Origin of the sequence: Halomonas sp. MMSF_3323, from assembly GCF_030733595.1 — a bacterium.
In the GTDB taxonomy this organism is placed as follows: Bacteria; Pseudomonadota; Gammaproteobacteria; order Pseudomonadales; family Halomonadaceae; genus Halomonas; species Halomonas litopenaei.
The window spans coordinates 36,057-50,752 of sequence record NZ_JASHIT010000023.1 but is presented as its reverse complement, the minus strand read 5'-3'; the positions used below and the strand labels follow the sequence as shown (position 1 = coordinate 50,752).

The window sequence follows — 14,696 nt, the reverse complement described above, 5'->3', positions numbered from 1 at the left end:
TGTGGCAGTCGCCTTGGTACAAGCTCAGCCACAACTGAAAACGCCCGAACCGTGAGGTTCGGGCGTTTTCGTCCTGCCAGCGGCTGGCGCAATCGATGGCGGTCAGGCCTCAGGCCGCCATGCTGTCGCCCAGACGTTCGCGGATCTTCTTCATGGCGTTCTTCTCGAGCTGACGAATGCGCTCGGCGGACACGCCATAGACGTCGGCCAGTTCATGCAGGGTCGCCTTGTTTTCGGCGAGCCAGCGCTGGCTCAGGATATCCCGCGAGCGCTCGTCGAGCTCGGCCAGCGCGCCCTGGAGGCGGCGGGTAGCGTCCTGCTCCCAGTCGCTGTCCTCGAGCTGGGTCGCCGGGTCCTGGCTGGCGTCGTCCAGATAGTGAACCGGTGCCTGATAGGCCGAATCCTCGTCCTCGGACGGTGAGGCATCGAAGCCGGCATCATGGGAGGCCAGACGACCTTCCATCTCGCGCACCACCTCGGGCTTGACGTCCAGGTCCTTGGCGATGGCGTCGACCTCGTCGCTGTTCAACCAGGCCAGGCGCTTCTTGGCGCCCCGCAGGTTGAAGAACAGCTTGCGCTGGGCCTTGGTGGTGGCGATCTTGACGATACGCCAGTTGCGCAGCACGAACTCGTGGATCTCGGCCTTGATCCAGTGCACCGCGAAAGACACCAGGCGTACGCCTTGGGTCGGGTCGAAACGCTTGACGGCCTTCATCAGGCCGACGTTGCCTTCCTGAATCAGGTCAGCCTGGGGAAGTCCATAGCCGGAATAGCTGCGTGCGATGTGCACGACAAAACGCAGATGGGACATGACCAGACGGCGGGCGGCTTCCAGATCGCCTTCCTGCTGAAGGCGATGGGCCAGGTCCTGCTCTTCATCCACCGTCAGCAGCGGAATGCGATTGACGGCCTGAATATAGCCGTTGAGGTCGTGCCCCGGTGAAAGATGACCCACCGGCAGAAGACTGTTGCTCATGTGCAGGTTGTCTCCTCGAAGACCAACAAGATTTCGGATGCACCTTGGAGGATAAAAATAGGAAGAAGTTCCCCTTTGGTCGTAGACATCCGACGAAACCGTACAAGAAACGGGTGATTACCTGTTGCCGCTAGCGTGGCTTGATGCCCGCCAGATGGCGGCTGACGGCGATCCAGGCTCCCAACCAGCCCAATAGTGTACTACAAGTCAGCAATGTTGTAGAGCCGACGAGGCCCAGGGTCGGTAGCTGATAGTGCGCGCCGTAGCTGGCCGCCAGCGATGCCACCGGCGCCGCCAGCCAGTCGCTGCCCAGCGTCAGAAGACCCCACGCCAGCAGTCCGCCGCCCAGGCCATACCAGGCACCGCTGTACAGAAAGGGTCGGCGTACAAAGGCATGGGTAGCGCCGATCAGGGTCACCACCTCGATCTCCTTGCGCCGGTTCTCCACCGCCAGGCGGATGGTGTTGCCCACCACCAGCAGCACGCCCAAACCAAACAGCACGCCCAGCGCCAGGGTCAGGCGACGCCCCAGCTCAGCCAGTTGCCGCAGACGCTCGATCCAGGCCAGATCGAGGCGCACCTCGGCCACCCCGGACATCGCCGACAGGCGCTCGGACAGCGCCGCCATGGCCTCCGGAGACGGCGTCGTCGGCGAGATCACCACCGCGGCGGGCAGCGGATTCTCGTCGAGCCGCGCCAGGGCATCATCGAGCCCCAGGGATTGCTGGAATTCCGCCATGCCCTGCTCGGCGGTGATCAATTCGGTGGCGGCGACCTCCGACTGAGCCTCCAGCGCTTCCAGGATGCGACCGGTCTCGGACTCGCTCACCCCTTTGTCGAGGTAGGCCGTCAGGGTGGCGCTGGCGTCCAGCTCGGCGTCCACCAGCTTGGCGCTGTCCAGTGACAGCCACAGGGCGCTGGGCAGCACCAGGGCGATGGCGATGGCGAGCATGGTCAAGAGGCTACCCACCGGCTGGCGCACCAGCCGGCGCAGGCTGTCCACACACATGGCGCGATGGTGGCGCAGCCAGGCTTGCCACTGCCCCTGTGCGCGCACCGTCTGCTGACGCGCACCGCGAGGTGACGTCGAGGCCTCCTGGCGGCCGCCCGTACGTGCGGCGGCCGAGGCGCCCCTGGGCGTCGCCGCGCCCTTGCGCGAATGGCGAGCGCTCATGCGGCCTCCTCGTCGGCCACCAAACGCCCCTCGCTCAGGCGCAGGGTGCGGTGACGCAGCCTGGCGATCAACGCCAGATCGTGACTGGCAATCATCACCGTGGTGCCGATGCGATGAAAGTCCTCGAACAGCCCCATGATATCGGCGGACAACTGAGGGTCGAGGTTACCGGTAGGCTCATCGGCCAGCAGCAGGGCGGGCTTGTTGACCACCGCCCGGGCGATCCCCACGCGCTGCTGCTCGCCGCCGGAAAGCTCGATGGGAAGCGCCTTTTCGCGGTGCAACAGGCCGACCTTGTCGAGTGCGGCGCGGACCCGCCGCGCGATATCCCGCGGCGCCAGGCCGCGGATCTCCAGCGGCAACGCCACGTTGTGATAGATCGAGCGGTCGAACAGCAGCTGGTGGTCCTGGAAGACCACCCCGATCTGACGCCGGTAGAACGGCAACTGGCTGGGATGCAGCTTGTCGATATCGTGACCGGCGACCATCACCCGTCCGCGACTGGGTCGCTCCAGGCGCATGATCAGCCGCAGCAGCGAACTCTTGCCGGCACCGGAATGGCCGGTGAGAAACACCATCTCGCCCCGCGAGACGCGAAAATCGATATTGGAGAGCGCCTCGAAGCGCCCTCCATAGCGCTTGCCGACGTGCTCAAAGGCGATCATTCGTCGGCGTCACTCGGGCGACGATCGAACAGGGCGTCGACGAAGTCCTCGGCCTTGAACGGCCGCAGGTCATCCAGACTCTCACCCACCCCGATAAAGCGGATCGGCGTCTTCAGCTGCTTGGCCAGGGCGAAGATCACGCCCCCCTTGGCGGTACCGTCGAGCTTGGTCAGGGTGATCCCGCTGACCGGAACCGCCTCGTTGAAGGTGGCCGCCTGGGACAAGGCGTTCTGGCCGGTACCGGCGTCGAGCACCAGCATCACCTCGTGAGGCGCCTGCGCATCGAGCTTGCCCATCACCCGATGGACCTTCTTGAGCTCTTCCATCAGGTGACTCTTGTTGTGCAGGCGACCAGCGGTATCGGCGATCAAGACGTCGACGCCACGGGCACGGGCCGCCGCCACGGCGTCATAGATCACCGAGGCGCTGTCGGCGCCGGTGTGCTGAGCCACCACCGGCACGCTGTTGCGCTCGCCCCACACCTTGAGCTGCTCTACCGCAGCCGCGCGGAAGGTATCCCCCGCCGCCAGCATCACGCTCTTGCCCTCGCGCTGGAAGCGCTGGGTCAGCTTGCCGATGGTGGTGGTCTTGCCGACGCCGTTGACGCCCACCACCAGGATGACGAAGGGCCCACCGTCGGCGGTCTCGAGGCTCAGGGGCTGGCTGACCTCGCCGAGCATGGCGGCCAGCTCCTGCTGCAGCGCACGATACAGCGCCTCCGGGTCCTTCAGCTCCTTGCGCGAGACGCGATCGGTCAGCGCCTCGATGATTTCGCTGGTGGCCTCGATACCGACGTCGGCCATCAGCAGCTGGGTCTCGATGTCCTCGATCAGCTCGTCATCGATCTGCTTGGCACCCATGAACAGGTCGGCCAGGCCGTCGCTCAGGTTGGCCCGAGTCTTGCCAAGGCCCTCGCGCATGCGCGCAAACCAGCCCTTCTTCTCGCCACCCTTGCCACCCTGCACCGGCGCTCTGGGCTTTTCCTGCAGGGCCGGGCCGGTGGGACGGCTGGGCTCGATCACCTCGGCGTGCTCGCGCTGGCCGGTGCCAGCGTCGGGAGCTGGCGGACTTGCAGGCTCGGGCACCTCCGCCTCGGCCAACTTGTGCGCCGAGGCCGGCGATTCATCTTCGGCGGGCTCGCCAGCCGGCTGGGGGGCGGCAGGCGGCGCCTGGTCGGACGCTGCCGCGACGCTGCTTTGCTCAACGGGCTCTGGCTCTACAGGCACTGGCTCGACGGGCTCTGGCTCGACGGGCTCTGGCTTGTTGAGCTCGGCTTCAACGGGCGCCTGCCCGGCAGGGGTGGACGGCTCGGCAGGCGCTGGCGCTGCCGGCTCGACAGGCTCCGGCACCACCGCCTCGGCGGTCTCGGTCGGCTCGGGGCCAGATTCCCGGCCCTGCTGGGGCGGCTCGGCATCCGACGGTGAGCCTTGCGACAGCTCGCCGCCGAGGGGCTGTTCAGCCTCCCTGTCAGCCGCGCCTTCCGCCTCATCTGCAGACGACTGATCGACGACTTCCTGGTCCTTGGCGGGTTCTTCGCCCGTGTGCTTCTTCTTGCGCTTGAAAATACCGAACATGGATGACCTGACGCCTCAGCCGGTGAACGAACCGCCACATCCTACCACCCTGCCCGCTCGCTGTGGACACAGGACAGCCCCGAGGCGGCGACGCGACGCTGCCCACAGCCTGCCACAGAAGCGATGGCGAAGGCATGACGACACCCGGCCATGGGGGTAGAATCGCCGCCCATGAGTCGACAACGTCCTTCAAGAAACCGTCCGCGCGGCGGCGCCGGAAAACCCCGCTCGGGCAAGAGTCCCGCGAGCGGTCGGCCGCCTGGCAAGCTGCGTATCATCGGTGGCGAACACCGCCGCCGCCAGCTTCCGGTGCTCGACAAGCCCGGCCTGCGCCCGACCCCGGACCGGGTGCGCGAAACCCTGTTCAACTGGCTCGGGGGCGAGCTGTACCGCATTCGCGTGCTCGATCTGTTCGCCGGCACCGGTGCCCTGGGCCTGGAGGCGCTATCGCGTGGCGCCAGCGAGGCCCTGTTCGTCGAGCGCGATGCCCAGGTGGCCCAGGCGATCAGCGATAACCTGGCGACGCTGGCGATCGATCGCGCCAAGGTGCGACGCGCCGACGCCGCAGCGCTGCTGAAAGACGATACCGCCAGCCCCTTCGACCTGGTGTTTCTCGACCCGCCCTTTCGCCAGGGCCTCGCCGAGCCATGCTGCCAGGCCCTGGAAGCCGGCTGGCTGGCGGATGAGGCCTGGATCTACGTGGAGGTCGAAAGTGGCCTGGTTCCCGCCGTGCCCCCCACCTGGCAGCTACACCGAGAGGTCCGCGCCGGAGACAGCATGGGGCGTCTGTATCGACGCAGCGAAAGCGACGCCGACTCGCTCAAGGACGCTGCGTCTGAGAGCTGAGCCGGCAGTACCCCAAGCACGCGACCGTCGTAATTCCTGAGCCGAATCAGCAAAGCAGCCCCGTCGCCGCCCGGCGACGCTTGTTCGCCGGCGGCGGCGGCGTTACGCTCGTTCCATCGGGGCGCGCGTCGCGCCTTCACCCCACGTCATGTCAGGAGACGAGGATGAGCACGGAACTCTTCAACCAACTCGAAAAGAAGGTCTCCAGCGCCCTTGAGGCCCTGGAATTGCTGAAACTGGAAGCCGAGGAGTTGCGCGAGGAAAACGCTCGCCTGAAGCAGGATCGCGAAGAGTGGGAACGTCGCCTGACCGCCATCCTGGGCCAGCTCGATGAGGTGGAAGGCGAAACGGGCAATACCGAACAGGCGCCCGCCCATAGCCTCTGACCTGCCTTGTGTGCCGGCAGTGTCGACTCGAACGGCTGATACGAACGATCGACACGAATGAAAAGGGCTCCCCATGGGGAGCCCTTTTGCATTGCGCGTACGATGGATGCACGGAAGCCGTGCGCTTCAGGCTGTTTCAGTCAAGCGCCAGCGACATCAGCAAGGCATCGACACGCTCGCCGCCATCGGCCAGCGGCGGATAGTAGCCGCGACGCACACCATCCTCGGCGAAGCCGGCGGCTCGGTAGCAGGCGATCGCCGCGCCGTTGTCGGCACGCACCTCCAGCAGCAGTCGCTCCGAGCCCCACTGGCGCGCTACCGCAATCAGGCTTGTCAGCAGCCGTGCGGCAAGCCCTTGGCGGCGAGCTTGCGGGGCCACCAGGATCGCTTCCAGCTCGGCCTCGAAGGGCTGGCGTGCCAGCAAGGCGTAGGCGTGAATAGCCCTCTGCCCCGTCATGCCCGCATCAAGGCCGCCTTCAACGCCGACATCACCTGCCGGTCCCAGCCGATCGATCCCCAGCAACAGGCGCTGGTCATCTTCCAGCGCCTGGGCCAACGCCTGAGGGCTGGACAACGGCGCTGACGGCATCGCTTCCAGTCGCAGGAGAGCATCAAGATCGGCGGCGCCAAGGACACGGACAGGACCGTAGACACCGCTATGCGGACAGCTCTGCTGGCCCGCTGTCGCCTCAGGCGCCATCGCTGTCGTCTCTTGCACCATCGACTCTTGCACCATCGCCTCCAGCACCATCACCTCGAGTGCCGTCGCTCCACTGTGCCTGCCACTCGCCGATCTGCGACCACAGCCGGCGCTTGGCCTCGGCACCGACGCCGTCACCGGCGAGCAGTTCGTCGAGCCCCGGGCCCTGCCACAATGGCAGCGCCAGGGTCTGGCTGCGCGGAGGCTGCGCGCTGTTGTCGGTGGTGTCAGACGGGGCCAGTGCTTGCATCAGCGCCTCCTGGCGGCCGAATACCAGCACCCGCTCCGGAGCCCAGCCACGACGAGCGCGCCCGGCCACAAAGGCCTTGAGCCCCTGACGCGCCTCGTCCAACGGCCGCCTGACCGGCAAGCCCTCTTCCAGCGGCCAGGCAAGGGAGTCGAACACCGGTCGCTGCGACGGCCTGACCCCGGCGCCGGTCAGGATATTGAGCAGAAGCCGCTGGTGCAGGGGCCCCAGCGGTTCGTCACGGGCGACCAGCAAAAGCCAGCGACCGTCGAGACAGGCCACCTGACAGCCGAAGCGCAGCGGCTCGGCGCCTTCCTCCGCCTCATCCTCTGCCGGCATGGCCGTGGGGGCCGTCGCTGCACCGTCGTCTGCATCGGGCACGATATCACCGAGCAGCGCCCTGGCCTTGCGCGGACCAGCCGGCGCCTGGGGGGCAGGAGCCTGGACGGCAGAGGACGAATCAGCGACAGCGGCCTGCTCGGTCGCCCCGGCGGACGTGTCGCCACCGCCGGCCGAGGCGGGCATGTCATCGAGCAGCGCATGCAGGCCCTTGGCACCGGGCTGGGGCCGCTCTTCGGGTACCGGCTCGGGCCAGTCGCAGGCTTCGGTCTCGCGGGCGTTGGGTAGCTGATAGCGGGCCACCCAGGCGGTCAGCCCCATGGCATCCAGATAGGCGAGCCGTGTCGGCTCCGGCGTCACGAGCGTGAGCCGCCCATGCAGTTGGGCGAGTCCGGACGCGGTGCACTGCGGCTATCCCACTCACCGGGGGTGTAAAGGTGCAGCGCCAGGGCGTGGACCGGGCCGGACAGTTCATCGGCCAGCAGCGAGTAGATCTGCTGGTGGCGCTTGACCGGCATCAGCCCGGAAAAGCGCTCGGAGACCAGGGTCACCTTGAAGTGGGTTTCCGAGTTCGGCGGCACGCTGTGCATGTGGCTCTCGTTCTCGACCACCAGTTCGGTGGGCTCCAGGGCCTTTAGCTTGTGTTCGATGGTCGCCTGAATACTCATGATGGGTACTCGCGTCTGTGACGGTTAATTTTGTACATACTGTGCCATTGTACGCCCTCGCCCAGCCGCTGACTAAGCCCGATCCGCGACCCGGTTCGGGGAGTCCTCGCCCACTCGTTCGGAGTAGCCGGCCCGCGCGGCCTTCTTCTGCTCCCGCGCCGCACGATACGCACGATGGGCCCGGGGGATACGCACCAGGCTGATCACCAGCGCCAGCAAGGTGGTGACAGCGCCGACCCACAACGCCTGCTGAACGCCAGCGCCGGCGGCCAGGCACAGCCCGACCAGGGCCACCCCCAGCGACTGCCCCACCGTGCGGGTGGTACTCATCACCCCCGAGGCGTTGGCGCTGCGGGCCTTGGGTACGCTGGTCATCAGTTCACGGTTGTTGGGCGGCTGGAACAGGCCGAAGCCTGCGCCACACAGGGCGGTACGCCACAGGCTGTCGATCGCGCTGGCGTCCTGCGGCAGCGCCGCCAGGCTGACCAGCCCAAGCAACAGCATGACCAGGCCGACGCTTGCCACCACGCTCGGGTTGAAGCGATCGGCCAGACGACCAGACAGCGGCCCGACCACCATGATGGTCAGCGGCCAGGGGGTAAACAACCAGGCGGTATGCAGCGCCGAGTAGCCCATCTGCTGCTGGTAGAGAAACGACAGCGCAACGAAGGTCAGCCCCTGTCCGATGAAGGCGGTGCCCTGGGCGGACACTGCCAGGCTGAAACGCGGTTCACGAAACAGCCCCAGCGGCAGCAGCGGATGGGGAGCCCGCCCCTGGCGACGGATAAAGGCCACCGCCGACACCACCGTCACCGCCAGCCAGGCCAGGATCTCGGCCAGCGGCGCGCGATGACCGACGGCGTCCATGCACATGAACAGTCCCGCCAGCATGGCCATGGAGGCCAGGGCGCCGAAGGCGTCGAAGTTGCCCTCGCGGCGTTCCTCCCTGGGCAGGGCTCGCCAGGCCATGACCGCGGCGGCGGCGCCCAGCGGCACGTTCAGGGCGAACAGCCACGGCCAGTTGGCCACCGACAGCACCAGACCACCGATCGACGGGCCGGCGGCGTAGCCCCCCGCCACCACCAGCGACGACAGGCCCAGGGCGCTGCCGAGCAGGCGCGAGGGAAAGATCGAGCGATAGAGGCTCGGCCCGATCGACAGGGTGGCGGCGGCGCCGACGCCCTGCAGGGCACGAAACACCAGCAGGGTCTCGAAGTTGGGCGACAGCGCGCTGCCCAGCGCCGCCACTACGAACAGGGTGAGCCCTGCCACGTAGACCTTGCGCCGACTGAGCAACTCACTGGCGGCGGCGAACACCAGCAGCATGGCCGCGCAGACCACCTGGAACAGGTTGGTGATCCACACCGCGCGGGCATCGGACACGCCCAGATCCCGCGCCATGGAGGGCAGCGCGATATTGATCATGGTGGTGTCCACCACCGCCATCAGGGTCCCCAGCACCAAGGCGATGACCGCCAGCCGTCGCTCCGGCCCGGGCAGGCCGTCGTCGCCGTCACGGGTGGAGAACAGTCGACTCATCGGGGCAATTCCTGGTGTTGTCTAGGCGGGTGTTGTCTTGCATCGGGGTGGTCAGGCACAGGAGGTCATGCCGGCACGCAACGAGACCGGCCGTGGCCGGTCTCGTCGACACCTGCGGGGTACATCCGGCAGACACTGATCAGCGGCGGCAGGCCGCGCTGTTTCAGTCCTGCTCGAGGTCGGCCAGCAGTTCGTCGTCCACCTCGGAGATCTCAAGCGCAGCCTCGCCATCCAGATCGATCGCCAGATAGCTGTGCTCGACCTGCAAGAAGCGCTGGAACAGCTCCCAGTTCAGGGCCTCGGGCCACTGCCGTTCGTCCTCTTCCCAGGCGCGCAGTTCGTTCTCGAGCACCTCGAGATAGCGCTCGCGAACGAAGGCTTCCAGCGCCTCGGGGGTGTCCATCTCCGGGATCAGGTAGACCGTGCTTTCCCGGTCGACGTCGGCGAGCGTGAGGTCGTCATCGCCCATGGTCGGTTCCAGGGCATTGATCCAGTCAACAAAGTGCTGGGTGGGTCTGACGCTCAGTGCGGAGCGGTTGAGCAGTTTCATCGCGGTCTCCTCGACGTCGAATCGCAGCCATTATGGGTGCTAAGGGCCTCGCTTGCCAGCAAAAGCCCGGCCCCGCCGACAATCCATCGGCCCGACCCCGCCGACAATCCATCGACCCGACCACTGGGGACATTGTCCTCGGTGGCCAGGCCGAACGGCTCAGGCCTCGCCGGCTTCCGGGCGCATCGCCGGGAACAGCAGCACGTCGCGGATCGAGGGGCTGTCGGTGAACAGCATCACCAGGCGGTCGATACCGATGCCCTCGCCGGCGGTGGGCGGCAGGCCTACCTCGAGCGCGCGCACGTAGTCGGCGTCGTAGTACATCGCCTCCAGGTCACCGGCGTCCTTCTCGGCCGCCTGGGCGCGGAAGCGCTCGGCCTGGTCCTCGGCGTCATTGAGCTCGGAGAAGCCGTTGGCGATCTCACGGCCGCCGACGAAGAACTCGAAGCGGTCGGTGACGAAGGGATTGGCGTCGTTGCGCCGCGCCAGCGGGCTGACCTCGGCCGGATACTCGGTGATGAAGGTCGGCTGGTCCAGGCGCGCCTCGGCCACCTCCTCGAAGATCTCGGTCTGCAGCTTGCCGAGTCCCCAACCATCCTTGACCTTGATGCCGAGGCGCTCGGCCAGGGCACGGGCGGCGTCGAGGTCGTCGATGTCCGCGGCCTCGATGCCTTCGCCGTGAGCCAGGATCGCCTCGCGCAGGGTCATCCGCACGAACGGCTGGCCCAGGTCGTAGGTCGCTCCCTGGTAGTTCAGGGTGGTGGTGCCGAGCACCTTCTGGGCGATCTCGCGCAGCATCGCCTCGGTCAGATCCATCAGCGCCTGGTAGTCCACGTAGGCCCAGTAGAACTCGACCATGGTGAACTCGGGGTTGTGGCGGGTGGAGAGCCCTTCGTTACGGAAGTTGCGGTTGATCTCGAAGACCCGCTCGAAGCCCCCCACCACCAGGCGCTTCAGGTAAAGCTCTGGCGCGATACGCAGGTACATGTCGATGTCCAGCGCATTGTGGTGGGTGATGAAGGGACGCGCCGTGGCGCCGCCGGGGATCGGCTGCAGCATCGGCGTTTCCACCTCCATGAAGCCGCGATCCTCGAAGAAGCGGCGCATGGCGCTGATGATGCCGGCACGGGTCTCGAACACCCGGCGCGAGTCCGGGTTCATGATCAGGTCGACATAGCGCTGGCGGTAACGCGCTTCCATGTCGGTGAGGCCGTGGAACTTGTCGGGCAGCGGGCGCAGGCTCTTGGTCAGGAGCTTGGCCTCGCGCATCATCACGTACAGGTCGCCCTTGCCGGACTTGTGCACCGGGCCCTGGCCGGCCACGATGTCGCCGATGTCCCAGCCCTTGATGTCCTCGAGCAGGGCAGGATCCAGCCCCTTCTTGTCGACGTAGAGCTGGATCTGGCCGCTGACGTCCTGGATCACGATAAAGGGGCCGCGCTTGCGCATGATGCGCCCGGCGACCGCGGCCTCGCGGCCCAGCGACTCCAGCGCTTCCTTGTCATGCTCGCCAAGTTCCGCCTCGAGCTCGGCGGCCAGGCTGTCACGGCGAAAGTCGTTGGGGAAGGCGCTGCCGCCCTCGGCCTCGGCGCGCTCGCGACGAGCCGCCAGCTTGGCGCGGCGCTCCGCGATCAGGCGGTTCTCTTCGGCAACGGCGTCATTGGTGGAAGGCGTATCCTGGTTGGCCATGGCTACTCGTCTCTGTCACGGCAGGGAAGCCGCCACGGCGGTTCCCCGAACGGCCCCGGCACGGGACCCATGAATGGTGGTGGCGAAACGCCCCGAGGCCACTTGGCTCCCGGGGCGAAGTCGCGACGCGGTGGGCTTGGCGACGGTCGCTTAAAGCCCCTGCTTGAGGCTCGCGACGATGTACTGGTCAAGATCGCCGTCGAGCACCTTGTCGCAGTTGCTCGACTGCACGCCGGTGCGCAGGTCCTTGATGCGCTGGTCGTCCAGCACATAGGAACGGATCTGGCTGCCCCAGCCGATGTCGGCCTTGGAGTCCTCGGCCTCCTGCTTGGCGGCGTTGCGCTTCTGCATTTCCAGCTCCCACAGCTTCGCCTTCAACTGCTTCATGGCGAAGTCGCGGTTGGCGTGCTGGCTGCGCTGGCTCTGGCACGACACCACCACGCCGGACGGCTCGTGGGTGATCCGCACCGCCGAGTCGGTGGTGTTGACGTGCTGACCACCGGCGCCGCTGGAGCGGTAGGTGTCGACGCGCAGATCCGCCGGATTGATCTCGACCTCGAAGCTGTCGTCGATCTCCGGCGACAGGAACACCGAGGCAAAGGAGGTGTGGCGGCGGCCGCCGGAGTCGAACGGACTCTTGCGCACCAGACGATGCACCCCGGTCTCGGTGCGCAGCCAGCCGAAGGCGTACTCGCCCTGGACGTGCACCGTGGCCGACTTGATCCCGGCCACTTCACCGGCCGACAGCTCGATGATCTCGGCCTTGAAACCGTGGGACTCGGCCCAGCGCAGATACATGCGCAGCAGCATGTTGGCCCAGTCCTGGGCCTCGGTGCCGCCGGAGCCCGCCTGGATGTCGAGATAGGCGCTGTTCTCGTCCATCTCGCCGGAGAACATGCGCCGGAACTCGAGCTTCTCGAGGTTGGCCTGCATCGAGGCCAGTTCCTTCTCGACCTCGGCCACGGTGGCCTCATCGTCTTCCATCTCGGCCAGCTCCAGCAGGTCCCGGCTGTCGCCGAGGCCCTGGTCCAGCTCGTCGATGGTGGCGACCACCAGTTCCAGCGAGGCACGTTCCTTGCCGAGCTTCTGGGCGTAGTCCGGGTCGTTCCAGACCGCCGGGTCCTCAAGCTCGCGGGTGACTTCCTCTAGCCGATCTTTCTTTTCGGCATAGTCAAAGATACCCCCTCAGGACGTCTGTCCGCTCAGACAGGTCCTTGATGAGGTTGTGAATCGGGTTGGTTTCCAACATGAAGTTCGCCTTTTGTCGTCCCTCGCCGGGTGCCGGCGTGCGCTCGCGATGCGCCGGTGGCGATGGGCCAGTTGCGATGATCGTCGGCCAGGCCGCGATAAAGGGGATGCATTGTAGCCAAAACGTCTAACCCCGTCATCCTGCTCCTGCCATCGAGCCCCCTTGCCACAAGGGCTCCCACGGGGCTATCGACGAAACGCAAGACGTCATGAAAATTTTCGTCTGGACAGCACCGGAGCCACGGCGCGATGGTCGATATCGACTAAGCGGGCTTAGCCGGTGTCGCACGCCTTGTGCGGCCTTCCCACAATGGCCGTGGTCGCAGCGAACCGCGCTGCCAACGGCCCGGCCCGCGACAACAATGCCAACACGAACAAGGAACTGACATGATCGCGAACCGTGCTCGCTGGGCCCGCCGCCTGGCGCTGGCCTCCGGCCTGACCCTGTCCTCGCTGGCGGCCGCCATCAGCGCACCGGCCATGGCCGAGACCCTCGATCTTGGCGTCACCGGCGAACTCGCCTCCTTCGACACCTCCCAGATCTCTGGCGGCGTGTGGGAGTCCCAGATCCTGATGGACGTTTACGAGGGCCTGGTCAAGAACGCCCCGGACGGCGAGATCCTGCCCGGCATGGCCACCGACTGGGAGGTCTCCGAGGACGGCAAGACCTACACCTTCAGCCTGCGCGAGGATGCCCGCTGGTCCGACGGCGAGCCTGTCACCGCCGAGGACTTCGTGTTCGGCTGGCGCCACCTGCTGGACCCGGCCAACGCCTCCAAGTACGCCTATATGCTCTATCCGGTGGTCAACGCCAGGGAGGTCAACACCGGCGAGCTGCCCCTGGAGGAGCTTGGCGTGGAAAGCCGCGACGAAGGCCGCACCTTCGTGGTCCAGCTGACTCAACCGACGCCCTACTTCCTGCAGCTGCTGACCCACTACACCGGCTACCCCCAGCCACAGCACACCTTCGAGGAGTACGGCCGGGACTACGTGGATCTCGACAATATCGTTACCAACGGTGCCTTCACCCCCACCGAGTGGATCTCCCAGTCGCGCATCACCGTGGTCAAGAATCCCGAGTACTACGAGGCCGACCAGGTGGCGCTGGACGGCGTGCGCTACCACACCATCGAGGATCGCAACGCCGGCGTCTCGCGCTTTCGCGCGGGCGAGCTGGACATCATGACCGAGTACTCCTCGAGCATGTACCCGCTGTTGAAGGAAGAGATCCCCGAGGCCACCCACATGGCCACCTACCTCGGCAGCTACTACTACGTGTTCAACCACCGCGACGGTCATCCCACCGCCGACCCCAGGGTGCGCGAGGCGCTCAACATGGCGGTGCGCCGCGACGTCATCGCTCAGCAGATCATGGGCGGCACCTTCCAGAAATCGCTGTCCTTCGTGCCTGACGGCATCGATCACTACCAGGTGCAGAACACCAGCTTCGAAGACGCCGACGGCAATGACATCACCGATGACATGAACGCCCGCATGGCCCGCGCCAAGCAATTGCTGGAAGAGGCCGGCTACAGCCAGGAGTCACCGCTCGAACTGCGCCTGCGCTACAACACCACCGACGAGCACAAGAAGATCGCGGTGGCGGTGTCGTCCATGTGGCGCCCGCTGGGTGTCGAGGTGGAGCTAGTCAATGCCGAGGCCACGGTGCACTACCAGACCATCGCCGAGGGAGACTTCGATGTGGCCCGGGCCGGCTGGATCGCCGACTACAACGACGCCGAGAACTTTCTGGCGCTGCTGCGTTCCGGCGTCGGCAACAACTACGGGGCCTACGCCAACGAGGAGTTCGACGCCCTCTACGACCAGGCCGCCGCCACCCTGGACCTGGATGAACGCAAGGCCGTCATGGAAAGCGCCGAGGCCCTGGCCATGGACGACGACGCCCTGATCCCGATGCTCTACTACGTCTCGCGCAACCTGGTGAACCCGAAGATCAGCGGCTGGGAAGACAATATCGAGGACGATCACCCGTCTCGCTGGATCTCCTTCGACGAGTAGCAGCGCTGGGTTTGTAGATAGCAGCGCTGGGACTTGTAAACAGCAGCGCTGGGCTATCTTCAAGGACTCGCTTCAA

The 14,696-nt window shown here is 66.4% G+C and carries 14 protein-coding genes; 3 read left to right on the top strand and 11 right to left on the bottom strand.

The window, feature by feature from the left end:
- Positions 1–109 precede the first annotated feature (109 nt).
- From rpoH to ftsY, 4 genes are all read right to left on the bottom strand, one after another.
- Positions 110–976, bottom strand: coding sequence for an RNA polymerase sigma factor RpoH (rpoH, locus tag RBB39_RS12960; protein ID WP_045991302.1), 867 nt, complete (start codon positions 974–976; stop codon positions 110–112).
- A gap of 130 nt (positions 977–1,106) precedes the next feature.
- On the bottom strand, positions 1,107–2,150 hold the full coding sequence (gene ftsX, locus RBB39_RS12955) for a permease-like cell division protein FtsX (protein WP_045991303.1): 1,044 nt from the start codon (positions 2,148–2,150) through the stop codon (positions 1,107–1,109).
- Positions 2,147–2,815 (bottom strand): cell division ATP-binding protein FtsE, encoded by a 669-nt coding sequence (ftsE, locus tag RBB39_RS12950; RefSeq protein WP_045991304.1) that lies wholly within the window; start codon positions 2,813–2,815, stop codon positions 2,147–2,149. Before ftsE ends, ftsX begins: the two co-directional genes overlap by 4 nt.
- Positions 2,812–4,389: a signal recognition particle-docking protein FtsY gene (gene ftsY / locus RBB39_RS12945; RefSeq protein ID WP_045991305.1), complete on the bottom strand. Its 1,578-nt coding sequence runs from the start codon at positions 4,387–4,389 to the stop codon at positions 2,812–2,814. Before ftsY ends, ftsE begins: the two co-directional genes overlap by 4 nt.
- Positions 4,390–4,560: 171 nt before the next feature.
- Here ftsY and rsmD point away from each other — a divergent pair, with 171 nt between their 5' ends.
- Both rsmD and zapB read left to right on the top strand, forming a co-directional pair.
- Entirely contained in the window at positions 4,561–5,235 is a 675-nt protein-coding gene (gene rsmD, locus RBB39_RS12940) for a 16S rRNA (guanine(966)-N(2))-methyltransferase RsmD (RefSeq protein WP_045991306.1), read from the top strand.
- Between the two features lie 164 nt (positions 5,236–5,399).
- Complete coding sequence (gene zapB / locus RBB39_RS12935; RefSeq protein ID WP_045991307.1) at positions 5,400–5,621, top strand: cell division protein ZapB; 222 nt, start codon at positions 5,400–5,402, stop codon at positions 5,619–5,621.
- A gap of 136 nt (positions 5,622–5,757) precedes the next feature.
- On the opposite strand, the gene RBB39_RS12930 is transcribed toward zapB, so the two are convergent.
- From RBB39_RS12930 to prfB, 7 genes are all read right to left on the bottom strand, one after another.
- Positions 5,758–6,339 carry a GNAT family N-acetyltransferase gene (locus RBB39_RS12930; protein WP_253028930.1) on the bottom strand — a complete coding sequence of 194 codons (582 nt, stop codon included), beginning with the start codon at positions 6,337–6,339 and terminating at the stop codon, positions 5,758–5,760.
- A complete protein-coding gene (locus RBB39_RS12925) occupies positions 6,311–7,267 on the bottom strand; it encodes a hypothetical protein (protein WP_306169133.1) in 957 nt (318 codons plus the stop codon). Before RBB39_RS12925 ends, RBB39_RS12930 begins: the two co-directional genes overlap by 29 nt.
- Positions 7,264–7,575, bottom strand: coding sequence for a BolA family transcriptional regulator (locus RBB39_RS12920; protein WP_045991309.1), 312 nt, complete (start codon positions 7,573–7,575; stop codon positions 7,264–7,266). The genes RBB39_RS12925 and RBB39_RS12920 overlap by 4 nt, the downstream gene beginning before the upstream one ends.
- 72 nt (positions 7,576–7,647) lie before the next feature.
- Positions 7,648–9,114: an MFS transporter gene (locus tag RBB39_RS12915; protein ID WP_045991310.1), complete on the bottom strand. Its 1,467-nt coding sequence runs from the start codon at positions 9,112–9,114 to the stop codon at positions 7,648–7,650.
- Positions 9,115–9,277: 163 nt separating this feature from the next.
- On the bottom strand, positions 9,278–9,664 hold the full coding sequence (locus RBB39_RS12910) for a hypothetical protein (protein ID WP_045991311.1): 387 nt from the start codon (positions 9,662–9,664) through the stop codon (positions 9,278–9,280).
- Positions 9,665–9,823: 159 nt separating this feature from the next.
- The gene (lysS, locus tag RBB39_RS12905; protein ID WP_045991312.1) at positions 9,824–11,353 is read right to left on the bottom strand and encodes a lysine--tRNA ligase; all 1,530 of its coding nucleotides are present in this window, start codon (positions 11,351–11,353) and stop codon (positions 9,824–9,826) included.
- 150 nt (positions 11,354–11,503) lie between these two features.
- A protein-coding gene (gene prfB / locus RBB39_RS12900) for a peptide chain release factor 2 (protein ID WP_197037043.1) occupies positions 11,504–12,602 on the bottom strand; the annotation gives its coding sequence in 2 pieces (ribosomal slippage) (positions 11,504–12,526 and positions 12,528–12,602; 1,098 coding nt in all).
- A gap of 386 nt (positions 12,603–12,988) precedes the next feature.
- Here prfB and RBB39_RS12895 point away from each other — a divergent pair.
- Positions 12,989–14,620: a peptide ABC transporter substrate-binding protein gene (locus RBB39_RS12895; RefSeq protein ID WP_045991314.1), complete on the top strand. Its 1,632-nt coding sequence runs from the start codon at positions 12,989–12,991 to the stop codon at positions 14,618–14,620.
- The last annotated feature ends 76 nt before the right edge of the window (positions 14,621–14,696 follow it).